Annotated in this window: 13 protein-coding genes; 6 read left to right on the forward strand and 7 right to left on the reverse strand. The window is 52.1% G+C overall.

The window, feature by feature from the left end; all coding sequences use genetic code 11:
* Positions 1-98 precede the first annotated feature (98 nt).
* From cyoE to GVJ63_RS17010, 7 genes are all read right to left on the reverse strand, one after another.
* Positions 99-986, reverse strand: a complete 888-nt coding sequence (cyoE, locus tag GVJ63_RS16980) for a heme o synthase (RefSeq protein ID WP_010255394.1) — start codon at positions 984-986, stop codon at positions 99-101.
* Between the two features lie 13 nt (positions 987-999).
* Complete coding sequence (locus GVJ63_RS16985) at positions 1,000-1,329, reverse strand: cytochrome o ubiquinol oxidase subunit IV (RefSeq protein WP_008924889.1); 330 nt, start codon at positions 1,327-1,329, stop codon at positions 1,000-1,002.
* Positions 1,329-1,946, reverse strand: a complete 618-nt coding sequence (locus tag GVJ63_RS16990; protein ID WP_009091720.1) for a cytochrome o ubiquinol oxidase subunit III — start codon at positions 1,944-1,946, stop codon at positions 1,329-1,331. Before GVJ63_RS16990 ends, GVJ63_RS16985 begins: the two co-directional genes overlap by 1 nt.
* Positions 1,946-3,928: a cytochrome o ubiquinol oxidase subunit I gene (cyoB, locus tag GVJ63_RS16995; RefSeq protein WP_010255400.1), complete on the reverse strand. Its 1,983-nt coding sequence runs from the start codon at positions 3,926-3,928 to the stop codon at positions 1,946-1,948. Before cyoB ends, GVJ63_RS16990 begins: the two co-directional genes overlap by 1 nt.
* A 4-nt stretch (positions 3,929-3,932) precedes the next feature.
* Positions 3,933-4,859, reverse strand: coding sequence for a cytochrome o ubiquinol oxidase subunit II (gene cyoA / locus GVJ63_RS17000; protein WP_010255402.1), 927 nt, complete (start codon positions 4,857-4,859; stop codon positions 3,933-3,935).
* 444 nt (positions 4,860-5,303) lie between these two features.
* The gene (gene ampG, locus GVJ63_RS17005; protein ID WP_010671204.1) at positions 5,304-6,794 is read right to left on the reverse strand and encodes a muropeptide MFS transporter AmpG; all 1,491 of its coding nucleotides are present in this window, start codon (positions 6,792-6,794) and stop codon (positions 5,304-5,306) included.
* Positions 6,795-6,851: 57 nt separating this feature from the next.
* Positions 6,852-7,430 (reverse strand): lipoprotein, encoded by a 579-nt coding sequence (locus GVJ63_RS17010; protein WP_010255406.1) that lies wholly within the window; start codon positions 7,428-7,430, stop codon positions 6,852-6,854.
* A gap of 286 nt (positions 7,431-7,716) precedes the next feature.
* Between GVJ63_RS17010 and bolA the strand changes: the two genes are divergently transcribed.
* From bolA to hupB, 6 genes are all read left to right on the forward strand, one after another.
* On the forward strand, positions 7,717-8,031 hold the full coding sequence (gene bolA / locus GVJ63_RS17015; protein ID WP_008924895.1) for a transcriptional regulator BolA: 315 nt from the start codon (positions 7,717-7,719) through the stop codon (positions 8,029-8,031).
* Between the two features lie 293 nt (positions 8,032-8,324).
* Positions 8,325-9,629 (forward strand): trigger factor, encoded by a 1,305-nt coding sequence (gene tig, locus GVJ63_RS17020; RefSeq protein WP_010255408.1) that lies wholly within the window; start codon positions 8,325-8,327, stop codon positions 9,627-9,629.
* A 336-nt stretch (positions 9,630-9,965) separates the two neighbouring features.
* On the forward strand, positions 9,966-10,589 hold the full coding sequence (gene clpP / locus GVJ63_RS17025; protein WP_010255410.1) for an ATP-dependent Clp endopeptidase proteolytic subunit ClpP: 624 nt from the start codon (positions 9,966-9,968) through the stop codon (positions 10,587-10,589).
* A 134-nt stretch (positions 10,590-10,723) separates the two neighbouring features.
* Complete coding sequence (gene clpX, locus GVJ63_RS17030) at positions 10,724-11,995, forward strand: ATP-dependent protease ATP-binding subunit ClpX (protein ID WP_010671205.1); 1,272 nt, start codon at positions 10,724-10,726, stop codon at positions 11,993-11,995.
* 186 nt (positions 11,996-12,181) lie between these two features.
* A complete protein-coding gene (gene lon / locus GVJ63_RS17035; protein WP_010255415.1) occupies positions 12,182-14,536 on the forward strand; it encodes an endopeptidase La in 2,355 nt (784 codons plus the stop codon).
* Positions 14,537-14,750: 214 nt separating this feature from the next.
* Complete coding sequence (gene hupB / locus GVJ63_RS17040) at positions 14,751-15,023, forward strand: nucleoid-associated protein HU-beta (RefSeq protein WP_009091701.1); 273 nt, start codon at positions 14,751-14,753, stop codon at positions 15,021-15,023.
* The last annotated feature ends 206 nt before the right edge of the window (positions 15,024-15,229 follow it).

The raw sequence follows: 15,229 nt of genomic DNA on the forward strand, positions 1-15,229 counted from the left end.
CAGAGGTGTATAAGAGACAGAAACAATAGTTTTTAAGCAGTGGTAACAAAAAGAAAGGGCGCGAAAATCGCGCCCTTTTCATGCTGTATCGGTGCCGGTTACCAGACGTAAGTCAGCAGGTCCTTCGAGGCCGGAGCCATCGAATCCACCGACATCATCACGCTCAGTGCGGTGATGGTCACGATAGAGAAGACAAACAGTTTACGCGCCCAGACACGGTCATCAGCGGTTTTATAACCCGATAACGCCATGCCCAGCCACCAGACGCTGACCGCAGCAGCCACCACCAGATATTTGTAGCCCGCGTAGCCTCCCAGCGTCAGCATCAGCGTGGCAATCATAAACGCCAGGATATAGAGCGTAATATGATTTTTAGCCACGGAAATGCCTTTCACCACCGGCAGAACCGGGATGTTCGCTGCCTGGTAATCTTTAAAGCGGAAGATGGCAATCGCGTACGAATGCGGCATCTGCCACAGGCTAAAGATCGCCAGCAGGATGAGTGCGCCAGCATCAAACTGGTTAGAGACCGCGCAGTAGCCGATAACCGGCGGCGCAGCACCCGACAGACTGCCAATCAGCGTACCGTAAACGGAATTACGCTTCATGTAGAGACTGTAGATGCCCACGTACACCACGAAGCCCATCACCGCCAGCCACATGGCCAGCGGATTAGCACCGAAGTAGAGCAACGCAAAGCCAGCAATACCCAGCACAGTGGCATAAACCAGGCTTACTTTCGCGGAGATGAGGCCTTTTACCAGCACCCGATTCCTGGTTCTCTCCATCTTGATGTCAATGTCGCGGTCGATCACGTTGTTAAACACACAACCCGATGCAACCACCAGTGACACGCCCACCAGGGTGATGAGAAACAGGGCGTAATCCGTGTTGCCTTTGGAAGCCAACAGAAATCCGCCGATCACAGAAATTAAATTCCCGAAAATAATTCCTGGTTTTGTAACTTGCAGGTATTGCTTAAACATTACGCGTGACTCTTTAGTGAGGCATCATGTTGTAGTTGAGGTTCCACATGATCCACAGTGAGCCTACTACGACAATCAGGATGATGATGGCCGAGAAGACAATGGCTACCATGTTCCAGCCACCCTCAGATTTGCTGTCTAAGTGCAGGAAGTAGACCAGGTGAACCAGCACCTGAATCACCGCACATACCAGAACAACACCAAGGATAGTACCGTGAGATGCACTGCCATCCATTACCATCCAGAACGGGATCGCCGTCAGGATGATAGAGAGGATGAAGCCGATCATGTAGGACTTCACGCTACCGTGTGAAGCGCCATGTTCGTTAACAGAATGACTCATTACATGGCTCCCATCAGGTAAACAACGGTGAAGACGCAAATCCAGACCACGTCCAGGAAGTGCCAGAACAGGCTCAGACACATGATACGAGTGCGGTTAGTCGCGTTCAGGCCACGTTTGGAAATCTGGAACATCAGAACCAGCATCCAGATCAGACCTGAGGTCACGTGCAGACCGTGGGTACCGACCAGCGTAAAGAAGCCAGACAGGAAGCCACTGCGATCCGGACCAAAGCCTTCAGCAATCAGATGATGGAATTCATAGATTTCCATTCCGATGAAGCCCAGACCGAACAGGAAGGTCAGCGCCAGCCAGCCGATAACGGCACCTTTTTGCTCCTTGTTCATGGAGATAACAGCCATGCCGTAAGTGATCGAACTCAACAGCAGCAGGGCGGTTTCTACCAGAACAAACGGCAGCTCAAAGATATCTTTACCTGCCGGGCCACCGGCAGTGTTGTTGACCATGACAGCATAGGTCGCAAACAGGGTTGCGAAGATAATGCAGTCACTCATCAGGTAGATCCAGAAGCCAAAGACTTTATTGGCTCCTGCATCGTGATGCCCATGCTCCGCATGGGCGTCGTGGTGATGTTTAATCAGAGTTTCAGTTGACATTATTTCAGACCTGCTTTGCTGATTTCGTCAAAGTGCTGGTTCTCAATCTTCTGAACTTCGGCAACCGGAACGTAGTAATCCACGTCTTCGTCGAAGCTCTTCACGATCCAGGAAACGATCATGCCGAGGAATGAAACACCCGCCAGCCACCAGATATGCCAGATCAGCGCGAAACCCATTACCGTTGCAAATGCGCAGATGATAATTGCGGCACCGCTGTTTTTCGGCATATGAATCTCTTCATAAGATTCCGGCTGTTTGTACGCTTCGCCTTTCTCTTTCATTTCCCAGAAAGCGTCACGCTCATGCACATGCGGGATGACAGCAAAGTTATAGAACGGTGGTGGTGAAGAGGTTGCCCACTCCAGCGTACGACCGCCCCATGGGTCACCCGTCACATCACGGTTCTGATCGCGGTCACGTACCGAGACGTAGAACATGGTCAGCTGACACAGAATACCCAGCGCAATCAGACCGGCACCGCCCGCAGCTACCACCAGTAAGGTGTGGAACTGTGGATCGATATCCTGGCTCAGACGACGTGTCATACCCATGAAGCCCAGTGCGTACAGCGGCATAAAGGCAACGAAGAAGCCAATGATCCAGAACCAGAATGCGCGCTTGCCCCAGGTTTCGTTCAGGGTGAAGCCAAATGCTTTCGGGAACCAGTAGGTCACGCCCGCCATACAACCGAACACCACACCACCGATGATAACGTTATGGAAGTGTGCAATCAGGAACAGGCTGTTGTGCAGAATAAAGTCAGCACCCGGAACGGCCAGCAGTACGCCGGTCATACCCCCTACAGAGAAGGTTACCAGGAAGCCAACGGTCCACAGCATGGCAGAGTGCATCTGAATGCGGCCCTGATACATGGTGAACAGCCAGTTAAAGATTTTAACCCCGGTCGGAATCGCGATGATCATCGTCATGATACCGAAGAAGGCGTTAACGTTGGCACCTGCACCCATGGTGAAGAAGTGGTGCAACCAGACGATAAACGACAGCACGGTAATGGCGATGGTCGCCCACACCAGTGAGGTATAACCAAACAGACGTTTTTTGGAGAAGGTCGCGGTAATTTCTGCGAACACACCAAACACCGGCAGTACCAGGATATACACTTCCGGATGGCCCCAGACCCAGATCAGGTTGACGTACATCATCATGTTCCCGCCCATTTCATTGGTGAAGAAATGGAAGCCGAGATAACGATCAAGGGTCAACAGCGCCAGGGTCACGGTAAGAACCGGGAACGCAGCGATGATCAGGACGTTGGTGCACAGCGCGGTCCAGGTAAATACCGGCATTTTGAACAGGCTCATGCCCGGTGCACGCATCTTCAGGATGGTCACGAAGAAGTTAATACCGGTTAAGGTCGTACCAATACCTGAAAGCTGAAGGCTCCAGATCCAGTAATCGACCCCGACCCCGGGACTGTACTCCGCGCCGGAGAGCGGCGGATAAGCCAGCCAGCCGGTCTGTGCGAACTCGCCCACACCCAGAGACAGGTTAACCAGGATCACACCGACCGCAGTAAACCAGAAGCTCAGGTTGTTCAGGAACGGGAACGCAACGTCACGTGCACCAATCTGCAACGGAACCGCGATGTTCATCAGGCCAACCACAAACGGCATCGCCACGAAGAAGATCATAATCACGCCATGCGCGGTAAAGATCTGGTCGTAGTGGTGCGGTGGCAGAATGCCCGCTTCACCGGCCGAAGCCATAACCTGCTGGGTACGCATCATAATGGCATCAGCGAAACCACGAATCAGCATGACGAACGCCATGATGATGTACATGATACCCAGGCGTTTGTGGTCGACTGACGTCAGCCATTCAGACCACAGATATTTCCACTTACCAAAATAGGTGAGCGCAGCAACCAGCGCTGCACCACCTATCAGGATAGCGGCAACCGTAACCATGATAATCGGCTCATGGTACGGCACTGCATCAAGTGTTAATTTTCCGAACATCGTATTATTCCTCGGCTCCCGCGGAAGCGGCGTGACTCATGTCCATACCTTCATGTTTTGGCATGTCCATTTTCCCGTGGCTCATCTTGAACTTGTCGATGACTTGCATGAACAGTTTCGGATCAGCTGAAGAGAAATATTCCACCGGGTGATTTTCGCTTGGCACAGCCACTTTCTCGAAATCATCCATAGTGTTCAGCGTGTTAGGGGCTGCTTTAACTTTAGCCACCCACTGCTGGAATTCCGCATCGTCTTTGGTTGCAATGGCTTTAAACTTCATGCCAGAGAAACCACGACCACTGAAGTTCGCAGAGATACCGTCGAAAATTCCCGGCTCATTTGCAATCAGATGCAGCTTGGTCTGCATACCAGCCATCGCATAAATCTGGCTGCCGAGCGTTGGGATGAAGAAAGAGTTCATGACGGAGTTAGACGTGATTTTGAAGTTCACCGGAGTATTTGCCGGGAAAGCAATCTGGTTCACGGTCGCAATACCCTGTTCCGGGTAAATGAACAACCATTTCCAGTCCAGTGCAACCACATCGATCTCAACCGGTTTCACATCAGATTGCAGCGGTTTGCTGGGCTCCAGTGCGTGGGTTGATTTCCAGGTCAGCACGCTGAGGAAGAGAATGATCAGGATCGGAATGGTCCAGACCACGGCTTCCACTTTGTTAGAGTGTGACCAGTTAGGGCTGTACTTCGCATTCGTGTTGGACGCCCGATATTTCCAGGCAAACACCACGGCCATCAGGACTGCGGGGATGACGACGATCAACATCAGGCCAAAGGCAGTCAGTATCAGCGAACGTTGCTCCAGTGCAATCTGTCCTTTGGGATTTAACAATGCACTATCGCAGCCACTCATTAATAAAGTGCCTGCAATTAATGACAAAATCCCCAAACTTTTATTGTATTTACTGAGTCTCATTTAACGACCTCAATGACAAAGGGCTCTATTGTCGTTTAAGTGTGCGCGCATTTTACGGGAAGGTTTATGCAGTGTAAACCAGCTTAAGGATGTGTCAGATACGTGTTGACACCTTTTGCTAAGGGTGTCACAGATGTTGCGCCAGGTGACAAATAATTAACGCAGACAAGCAGTTGGCATCAATATAACAAAAACCAATGGAAGTAACCGTAAAAAAATCAGGGAAAGGAATAACCCTTACTTTTAACTCCCAAATATTTAACAAGTCTGCATCATTTGCGCGATGAAATTTAACTAAAGTAATTGCTCACCGGTTTTTAGTATTTCCGCTACGCCTCCTCAGGTCATATTGTTATTTTTAAAAAATAACACGCGATGATAAATGGCGGCGACTTATCGGGGTGTCATAAAATAAGCCGCAGCCCGTAAACCTATCGATTTCACTTAAGCATCTGATGCAGGCAACGCAGGGGTTCTCTTCAGCGCCCGATAGTCCAGCAACACTCCCGAAAGCACCGCCAGCAGGGCGAGTGTCATACCCAGCTCAAACAGGCGGGTAAGCAGCGGTGTCAGCGCCGTCACGCCCAACGCATTCAGTGCCAGAGCCACCAGCCAGAGTGCCAGCACGCCGCATCCGGCTGCAAACAGACGATTAGTCCAGCGATAGCCATGAGGATAGTAGCTACGTGTCAGAAAATTGCCACTTTGCTCGACCTGATTCAATGTTTGTCGGCAAAAAGCCAGCAGTACCAGGCCCGGCAGACCCGCCATCACCGTGAAAGCATAAAAGGTCGGCCAGCCCCAGAGTTCCACCAGCCAGCCCGCCGCCGGGCCAACATAGACCCGACCCACCGCTGAGAGCGCCGACAACAGTGCGAACTGGGTAGCGGAGAACGACTTATTGCACAGCGTCATTAACAGCGCCACAAAGGCCGCGGTGCCCATGCCGCCACAGAGATTTTCAACAAAGACCGCGCTGGCCATGCTCCACAACTGTTTGTCGGTCACCGCCAGCAGCCAGTAACCAAAGTTCGAGACAGCCTGCAGCAGACCGAAAATCATTAGCGCCCGGAACAGGCTCAGACGCTGCATCAGTACGCCGCCATAGAGCGCCCCGATAATGGTCGCCAGCAGACCCAGCGTCTTGTTGACCAGACCGACGTCACCGGCGTTGAAGCCCACGCCGCGAATCAAAAAAGTGGTGGTCAGCGAGGCGGCAAACGCATCGCCTAGCTTGTAAAGAATAATCAGGGTAATCAGCAGCCAGGCGTTGTTGCGCTGAAAGAAATCTTTTAGTGGATCGACCACCGCCTGACGCAGTGAATGGGGTGTGGAGATACGGGTATCTGGCTCGCTCGCCACCAGCGTGGCGATAATGCCCGGCACCATCATCAGCGCCATCAGCCAGTAGGTTGCCTGCCAGCCGAGGTAGCGGTCAGCCAGCCACAACGCCAGCCCGCCGGAAATCAGCATTGCCAGTCGATACCCCAGCACGGTAATCGCCGCGCCGCTGCCACGCTCTTCAGGCGGCAGGATGTCCGTTTTCCATGCGTCAAAAACGATGTCCTGTGAGGCGGAGCAGAAGGCAATCAGCACGGCCAGCGCGGCCATCAGGGTAAGATCGCGTCCCGGTTGCAGAAATCCCATCGCGATTATCCCGCCAACCAGCGCCAGCTGACTGACCAGTAACCAGCCGCGACGCCGGCCCAGAAACGGCGGCGTATAGCGGTCCATCATCGGTGACCAGAGAAACTTAAAGACATAGGCCTGGCCGACCAGCGAAAAGAAGCCGATGGTTTTCAGGTCGACATTTTCCACCGTCATCCACGCCTGCAACGTGCCCGATGTCAGGGCCAGCGGCAGTCCGGAAGCAAAACCAAGAAGCAGCAATACGGCGGCGTTTTTCTGGCTGAAGAGGCGAAGATAGTGGTTCATGCGGATCCTGCAGATAACAAAAAGCCCTGCGCAAGGCAGGGCAGAGGAGAGACTGAATTAACGGGCGTTCTGCTTGATGAAGTCGTTGACGCTGGTGTCCTGAGCCATATCCGCGATCACATCGCTCATAGTGGCGTTCACCGCGTTGGTAATCTTCTGGTTATTGGCGTTGAACGCGCCTTCTACGCTGTAAGTCTGGCGGTAGTTTTTAACCTGTTTGTTGCCGTTTTTCGCTGTTGCGATAATAGAGATGTCCGCTTTGGTGGTGATGCTGTAGCGCACATTGCCCTGAGTGACGTCGGCATAGAGGTTGTTCACCACAATCTGCAGATCGACCGCGCCATTAGGACCAATCATATAGCCGCGTGCTGTCATCTGCTTCTCCAGCACTTCCTGCAGCAGGAAGCGCAGGTCACGCGATGACGTTAAGGTCACTAACTGACCATCACGGTTTACTTTTGCCAGCGCCTGATCTTTACGCTGGTCGGCACCGTTGATGCTGACAGTCACGCCCATCAGGCCTGGGTCCTGCTGCGGTAACTGAATTTTAGGCTGGATAGTCAGGGTATTATTGCTGGTTGCACAGCCGGCTAAAATGAACGCAGCCAACAGTGGGAATAACAGTTTTTTCAACATACTTTTTCTCGTTGGTGTCAGGGGGTTGGTTTGCAAAAACTGCGGTCATCATAGCATTGCCCGGCAGTGAAAAAAGCCCTGTTGCCGGTGAAATTGTGTCTGAAACCGTTTTAAGCCTCTTCTCTGACAGGTCGGTTTGCTGTTCGTTTCAGCTGCGTTATTATGCGTGCCGGAAGCGGCCTGACATAAAATGCAATATTTAGCGTGCGCTTGCGGGTAAGCGCACTAAAAGCGACTAAGATTGAATGAGATGGGGCACTGCGCTCGCCATTGAGGAGTAATAGCCATGATCCGCGAACAAATAGAAGAAAAGCTGCGTGTGGCGTTTCAGCCAGCTCATCTGGAAGTGCACGACGAAAGTTACCGGCACAACGTTCCTGCCGGATCGGAAAGTCACTTCAAAGTGGTCATCGTGAGCGACTGCTTTGCAGGCCAGCGCTTTCTGGCGCGTCATCGCCTGATTTATGGCGAACTGGCCGCTGAGTTAGCGGGCAGCGTACATGCCCTGGCCCTGCATACTTATACCCTGAAAGAGTGGGAAGGGTTGCAGGATACCGTACTGGCTTCGCCTAACTGTCGTGGTGCCGGAACACTCGCCTGATCTCCCTTCTCTGAAACGGCCTGCGGGCCGTTTTTTCTGTTATTTAGCGAAAAACGCGATCCCTGGCTCAAAAAAGCAGCAAACCTGCTGAAAAGTGGTGAGTTAGCATCCTCGACTCATTCCAGCGATGCCGCTATAATGCTGCGTCTATTTTTCCGGAATGTCTTCGGGACGCTTCTGGTAACAGGGATCAGGTTCTCTTCACGGAAGCCGTCCCGGTTGTTGGATACGGCGCATTTCACTATGTGTGGTGTCTGAAGTTGACCGAGCACGTGATTTTTTGAGGTAACAAGATGCAAGTTTCTGTAGAAACCACTCAGGGCCTGGGCCGTCGCATTACGATTACTGTCGCTGCTGACAGCATCGAAAGCGCTGTAAAAAAAGAACTGGTTGACGTTGCCAGGAAAGTTCGCATCGATGGTTTCCGTAAAGGCAAAGTGCCGATGAACATCGTGGCACAGCGTTACGGCGCTTCTGTCCGTCAGGACGTGCTGGGCGAGCTGATGACGCGCAACTTTGTTGACGCCATCATCAAAGAAAAAATTAATCCGGCTGGCGCACCGAACTACGTGCCAGGCGAATACAAAGAAGGTCAGGATTTCACCTACGCGGTTGAATTCGAAGTCTATCCGGAAGTTGAGCTGAAAGGCCTGGAAAACATCGAAGTCGAAAAACCTGTCGTTGAAGTAACTGATGCTGACGTTGATACCATGCTGGACACTCTGCGCAAGCAGCAGGCCAACTGGATCGAAAGCGACGCTGCAGCAGGTCCGGAAGATCGTGCCACTATCGATTTCAACGGTTCTGTGGACGGTGAAGAGTTCGAAGGCGGCAAAGCCTCTGATTTCGTTCTGGCCATGGGCCAGGGCCGCATGATCCCAGGCTTTGAAGAAGGCGTTGTGGGTCACAAAGCGGGCGAAACTTTCACTATCGACGTGAAATTCCCGGACGACTACCACGCAGAAAACCTGAAAGGGAAAGATGCGAAGTTCGAGATCGTGCTGAAGAAAGTTGAAACGCGCGAACTGCCAGAGCTGACTGAAGAGTTCATCAAACGTTTCGGCGTTGAAGATGGTTCAGTTGCCGGTCTGCGTACTGAAGTGCGTAAGAACATGGATCGCGAGCTGAAAGGCGCTATCCGTAATCGCATCAAAACTCAGGCAATCGACGGTCTGGTTGAAGCGAACGAAATCGACGTGCCAGCTGCGCTGGTTGACAGCGAAATCGACGTTCTGCGTCGTCAGGCTGCACAGCGTTTCGGTGGCAACGAACAGCAGGCGCTGGAACTGCCACGCGAACTGTTCGAAGAGCAGGCTAAACGCCGTGTGGTTGTCGGTCTGCTGCTGGGCGAAGTGATTCGTACCCACGAGCTGAAAGCTGACGAAGCACGCGTAAGCACCATGATTGAAGAGATGGCTTCTGCGTATGAAGATCCGCAGGAAGTGATCGAGTTCTACAGCAAGAATAACGAGCTGATGAACAATATGCGCAACGTTGCGCTGGAAGAGCAAGCGGTTGAAGCGGTCCTGGCGAAAGCTAAAGTGACCGAGAAAGAGACCAACTTCCAGGATCTGATGAATCAGACCGCTCAGGCCTGATCACGCATTTAACCGTCTGTGCTAAGCCCGTGACTGAAAAGTCGCGGGCTTTTTTGTGTTTTGCGTCCGGATAGCCACTCTTCGCCGCTATTTGTTTAATAAACAGGCGAATTATTCACGCATCGCTTTTTCCGGGTTAGCGAACAGGGAAAAGATTGTTATGCTTGAAACATGCGTGCAGCATCCCCAGATACAGGGAGTATGCAGAAATGAGAGTGAGGCTGGCTGATTAACCGTCCTGAAGGTGTCGGAAAAAGGCGCGGCGTGGAGTTTCCCGCGCGTCTTACGTAGAATCGGTACAGAATGTTGCCAATGAAATTTATCCAGGAGACGGTAATGTCATACAGTGGCGATCGTGAATATACAGCACCGCACAATGCGCTGGTGCCAATGGTGGTTGAACAAACTTCGCGTGGTGAGCGTTCTTACGACATCTACTCCCGTCTGCTTAAAGAGCGCGTCATTTTTCTGACTGGCCAGGTCGAAGACCACATGGCTAATCTGATTGTGGCGCAGATGCTGTTTCTGGAAGCTGAAAACCCGGAAAAAGATATCTATCTCTACATTAACTCGCCAGGCGGTGTGATCACGGCCGGTATGTCGATCTACGACACCATGAAATTTATCAAACCGGATGTCAGCACTATCTGTATGGGTCAGGCCTGTTCTATGGGTGCTTTCCTGCTGACGGCGGGGACCAAAGGCAAACGTTTCTGTCTGCCAAACTCACGTGTGATGATCCACCAGCCGCTGGGCGGTTATCAGGGTCAGGCGTCAGACATCGAGATCCATGCGCGCGAAATCCTTAAAGTTAAGCAGCGTATGAATGAGCTGATGGCTGAGCACACCGGTAAAACGCTGGAAGAAATTGAGCGTGACACCGAGCGTGACCGTTTCCTCTCTGCAAATGAAGCGGTAGAGTATGGATTAGTCGATTCAATTCTGACGCATCGTCAATAAGACCCGACTTACCGTTGTCCCTGGTCTATAGTTAACAGGACAACGGTACTATTATGGGTTGAATGAATTTCGGCCGTCTCCGCACGGCCTGAGCCGTACGCGGGTATGGCCTGAGAACAAGAAGAGGTTAACTGATGACAGATAAGCGCAAAGACGGTTCAGGAAAGTTGCTGTACTGCTCTTTTTGCGGCAAAAGCCAGCATGAAGTGCGAAAGCTGATTGCCGGGCCGTCAGTGTATATCTGCGATGAGTGTGTTGACCTGTGCAACGACATCATTCGCGAAGAGATTAAAGAAGTTGCCCCGCATCGTGAACGTAGTGCGTTGCCAACCCCACATGAAATTCGCCATCACCTCGATGATTATGTCATCGGTCAGGAAAGAGCGAAGAAAGTGCTGGCGGTTGCGGTTTACAACCACTACAAGCGTCTGCGCAACGGCGATACCAGCAATGGTATCGAGCTGGGCAAAAGCAACATTCTGCTGATTGGCCCGACCGGTAGTGGTAAAACGCTGCTGGCAGAAACGCTGGCACGCTTGCTGGATGTGCCGTTCACCATGGCTGATGCCACCACGCTGACTGAAGCCGGTTACGTGGGTGAAGATGTTGAAAACATCATCCAGAAACTGCTGCAGAAATGCGACTACGACGTACAGAAAGCACAACGCGGCATCGTTTACATCGATGAAATCGACAAAATCTCACGTAAGTCTGATAACCCGTCGATTACCCGTGACGTGTCAGGCGAAGGCGTACAGCAGGCACTGCTTAAACTGATTGAAGGCACCGTGGCTGCCGTTCCCCCGCAGGGTGGACGTAAGCATCCGCAGCAGGAATTTTTGCAGGTTGATACCTCTAAAATTCTGTTTATCTGCGGCGGCGCATTTGCCGGCCTGGACAAAGTGATCGCCCAGCGTGTTGAAACCGGATCCGGTATCGGCTTCGGCGCGACCGTGAAAGGGAAATCGCAGAAAGCCAGCGAAGGCGAACTGCTTGCGCAGTGTGAACCAGAAGATTTGATCAAATTTGGTCTGATCCCTGAGTTCATCGGTCGTCTGCCTGTTGTTGCGACCCTGAGCGAGCTGAGCGAAGAAGCGCTGATTCAGATTCTGCGTGAGCCGAAGAACGCCCTGACCAAACAGTACCAGGCGCTGTTTAACCTGGAAGGCGTTGAGCTGGAGTTCCGTGACGAGGCGTTAACCGCCATTGCTAAGAAAGCGATGTCACGTAAAACCGGTGCACGTGGTCTGCGTTCAATTGTAGAAGGCGCGTTACTGGAAACGATGTATGACCTGCCTTCCATGGACGACGTGGAAAAAGTAGTGATTGATGAATCAGTTATTGAAGGTCAGTCTGAGCCCATGTTGATCTACGGTAAGCATGAAGCCCAGGCATCTGGCGAATAATTAAACAGATCGTCCATCTTGTCGTAATAAAAAAGGGGAAAATGTTTCCCCTTTTGCTTTTCTCGCCTCTGTGACGTTGAATGTCGGACAATCATCCCCATATACTCAGATACCTGTGGGTTTAACTGCATACCTGCCTGATGCGGTTCCCATCACCTGGCGGACATTAAACAAAGAGAGAGCTCTATGAATCCTGAGCGTTCTGAACGCATTGAAATCCCCGTGTTGCCGCTGCGCGACGTGGTGGTTTATCCGCACATGGTAATTCCGTTGTTTGTTGGCCGGGAAAAATCAATTCGGTGCCTTGAAGCCGCAATGGATCATGATAAAAAAATCATGCTGGTCGCACAGAAAGAGGCTTCAACGGATGAACCTGGCATTAACGATCTCTTCTCAGTAGGGACCGTTGCATCAGTATTACAAATGCTGAAACTGCCGGATGGCACCGTCAAAGTCCTGGTCGAAGGTTTACAGCGCGCCCACATTACGACGCTGGCCGATAACGGTGACCATTTTGTGGCACAAGCTGAATATCTGGTTTCGCCAGAGATTGAAGAGCGCGAGCAGGAAGTGCTGGTGCGCACGGCGATCAATCAGTTTGAAGGCTACATCAAACTCAACAAGAAGATCCCACCCGAGGTTTTAACCTCGCTGAACAACATTGACGATGCGGCCCGCCTTGCCGACACCGTCGCAGCACATATGCCACTGAAGCTGGCAGACAAACAGTCTGTGCTGGAGATGTCCGACGTCAACGAACGTCTGGAATATCTGATGGCGATGATGGAATCTGAAATCGATCTGCTGCAGGTTGAGAAGCGCATTCGCAACCGTGTTAAGAAGCAGATGGAGAAGAGCCAGCGCGAGTACTATCTGAATGAGCAGATGAAGGCGATTCAGAAAGAGCTGGGCGAGATGGACGACGCGCCCGACGAGTACGAAGCGTTAAAACGCAAAATCGACGCGGCAAAAATGCCGGAAGAAGCGCGCGAGAAAGCGGAAGCTGAGCTGCAGAAGCTGAAGATGATGTCCCCGATGTCCGCTGAAGCGACCGTGGTTCGCGGCTATATCGACTGGATGGTGCAGGTTCCGTGGAACGCGCGCAGCAAAGTGAAGAAAGATCTGCGTAAAGCGCAGGAGACGCTGGATACCGACCATTACGGGCTGGAGCGCGTGAAGGATCGTATTCTTGAGTATCTTGCGGTTCAGAGTCGCGTCAGCAAAATCAAAGGGCCGATTCTGTGCCTGGTGGGACCGCCAGGGGTAGGTAAAACCTCTCTCGGTCAGTCGATCGCCAAAGCGACCGGACGCAAATATGTGCGTATGGCGCTGGGTGGCGTGCGTGATGAAGCTGAAATCCGCGGTCACCGTCGTACTTACATCGGCTCTATGCCGGGTAAATTAATCCAGAAAATGGCGAAAGTCGGGGTTAAAAACCCACTGTTCCTGCTGGATGAAATCGACAAAATGTCCTCTGACATGCGCGGCGATCCGGCTTCAGCGCTGCTGGAAGTGCTTGATCCTGAGCAGAACATTGCGTTCAACGACCACTATCTGGAAGTCGACTATGACCTCTCTGATGTGATGTTCGTTGCTACATCGAACTCAATGAACATCCCGGCACCGCTGCTGGACCGTATGGAAGTGATTCGTCTGTCGGGTTACACCGAAGATGAAAAACTGAACATCGCTAAGCAGCATCTGCTGACCAAGCAGATTGAGCGCAACGCCCTGAAAGCCAATGAAATTACGGTTGAAGACAGCGCGATTGTGGGCATTATCCGTTACTACACCCGTGAAGCCGGTGTGCGTAGCCTTGAGCGTGAGCTGTCGAAACTGTGCCGTAAAGCGGTTAAATCGCTGCTGATGGACAAGACGAAAAAGCACATCACTATCAATGGCGAAAACCTCAAGGATTTCCTGGGCGTTCAGCGCTTCGACTACGGTCGTGCGGACAGCGAAAACCGTGTGGGTCAGGTAACGGGTCTGGCATGGACCGAAGTGGGTGGCGATCTGCTGACCATCGAAACCGCCTGTGTACCAGGTAAAGGCAAGCTGACTTACACCGGTTCTCTGGGTGAAGTGATGCAGGAGTCGATTCAGGCTGCGCTGACCGTGGTGCGTGCCCGTGCCGAGAAGCTGGGCATCAATGGTGACTTCTACGAAAAACGTGATATTCACGTTCACGTCCCTGAAGGCGCTACGCCGAAAGATGGTCCAAGTGCCGGTATCGCCATGTGTACTGCGCTGGTCTCCTGTCTGACCGGTAACCCGGTGCGGGCGGATGTGGCGATGACCGGTGAGATCACCCTGCGTGGTCAGGTGCTGCCGATTGGCGGGCTGAAAGAGAAACTGCTGGCAGCGCACCGTGGTGGCATTAAAACCGTGCTGATCCCTGACGACAACAAGCGCGACCTGGAAGAGATTCCACAGAACGTGATTGCCGATCTGGAGATTCATCCGGTGAAACGCATTGAAGAGGTGCTGAATCTGGCACTGGAAAATGCGCCATACGGTATGCAGGTTGTAACAGCAAAATAGTGATTAACGGCAAAAACCGTTAAAAAGCGGAGCTGGCAAGGCAATTGGCGCTTGCCAGCTTTTTTTTGTGCCGTTAATTTAGGTGGCTGCCGACGCGACGTTCTCAGAGAAATTCCGTTGTTTCGGCTCCACAGGCTTGATATAACTTGCTGCGCGTTCGCACCCTGCCGGATGCAGGGTACGATGTGAAATAATAAAAGAGGGGATGAAGAGAGTGAATAAGTCACAATTGATCGACAAAATTGCTGCCGATGCTGATATTTCTAAAGCTGCAGCGGGACGTGTTTTAGATGCATTTATGGGCTCAGTTTCAGATGCGCTGAAAGACGGTGATGAAGTGGCTCTGGTAGGTTTCGGCACATTCTCTGTGCGTGACCGCGCTGCACGTACCGGCCGCAACCCGCAAACCGGTAAAGAGATCACCATCCCGGCCGGTAAAGTACCAGGCTTCCGTGCTGGTAAAGCATTGAAAGACGCTGTCAATTAATAACAACGAATAGATTCATTGACGCATTTTCTTCAGTGGATTAGAGGACGATTAACCCGTTCTCATGTAACATACGGGCACATCAATCAGATGTGCCTTTTTTGTTTTAACCGGTGAGAATCGGGCCGTAAGATGGACCTGGACCGGATTGAGACTGCCAGCTAAGCCAGCAGTTGCGTGAGTCGCCAGCCAATGGCGAATTGCGA

Origin of the sequence: Pantoea sp. 18059, assembly GCF_902706165.1 — a bacterium.
GTDB classification, from domain to species: domain Bacteria; phylum Pseudomonadota; class Gammaproteobacteria; order Enterobacterales; family Enterobacteriaceae; genus Pantoea; species Pantoea agglomerans.

Excerpts from the sequence above, each read along its gene's own strand:
- cyoE (WP_010255394.1), bottom strand. The coding sequence starts at position 986 with ATGTTTAAGCAATACCTGCAAGTTACAAAACCAGGAATTATTTTCGGG.
- GVJ63_RS16985 (WP_008924889.1), bottom strand. The coding sequence starts at position 1,329 with ATGAGTCATTCTGTTAACGAACATGGCGCTTCACACGGTAGCGTGAAG.
- GVJ63_RS16990 (WP_009091720.1), bottom strand. The coding sequence starts at position 1,946 with ATGTCAACTGAAACTCTGATTAAACATCACCACGACGCCCATGCGGAG.
- cyoB (WP_010255400.1), bottom strand. The coding sequence starts at position 3,928 with ATGTTCGGAAAATTAACACTTGATGCAGTGCCGTACCATGAGCCGATT.
- cyoA (WP_010255402.1), bottom strand. The coding sequence starts at position 4,859 with ATGAGACTCAGTAAATACAATAAAAGTTTGGGGATTTTGTCATTAATT.
- ampG (WP_010671204.1), bottom strand. The coding sequence starts at position 6,794 with ATGAACCACTATCTTCGCCTCTTCAGCCAGAAAAACGCCGCCGTATTG.
- GVJ63_RS17010 (WP_010255406.1), bottom strand. The coding sequence starts at position 7,430 with ATGTTGAAAAAACTGTTATTCCCACTGTTGGCTGCGTTCATTTTAGCC.
- bolA (WP_008924895.1), top strand. The coding sequence starts at position 7,717 with ATGATCCGCGAACAAATAGAAGAAAAGCTGCGTGTGGCGTTTCAGCCA.
- tig (WP_010255408.1), top strand. The coding sequence starts at position 8,325 with ATGCAAGTTTCTGTAGAAACCACTCAGGGCCTGGGCCGTCGCATTACG.
- clpP (WP_010255410.1), top strand. The coding sequence starts at position 9,966 with ATGTCATACAGTGGCGATCGTGAATATACAGCACCGCACAATGCGCTG.
- clpX (WP_010671205.1), top strand. The coding sequence starts at position 10,724 with ATGACAGATAAGCGCAAAGACGGTTCAGGAAAGTTGCTGTACTGCTCT.
- lon (WP_010255415.1), top strand. The coding sequence starts at position 12,182 with ATGAATCCTGAGCGTTCTGAACGCATTGAAATCCCCGTGTTGCCGCTG.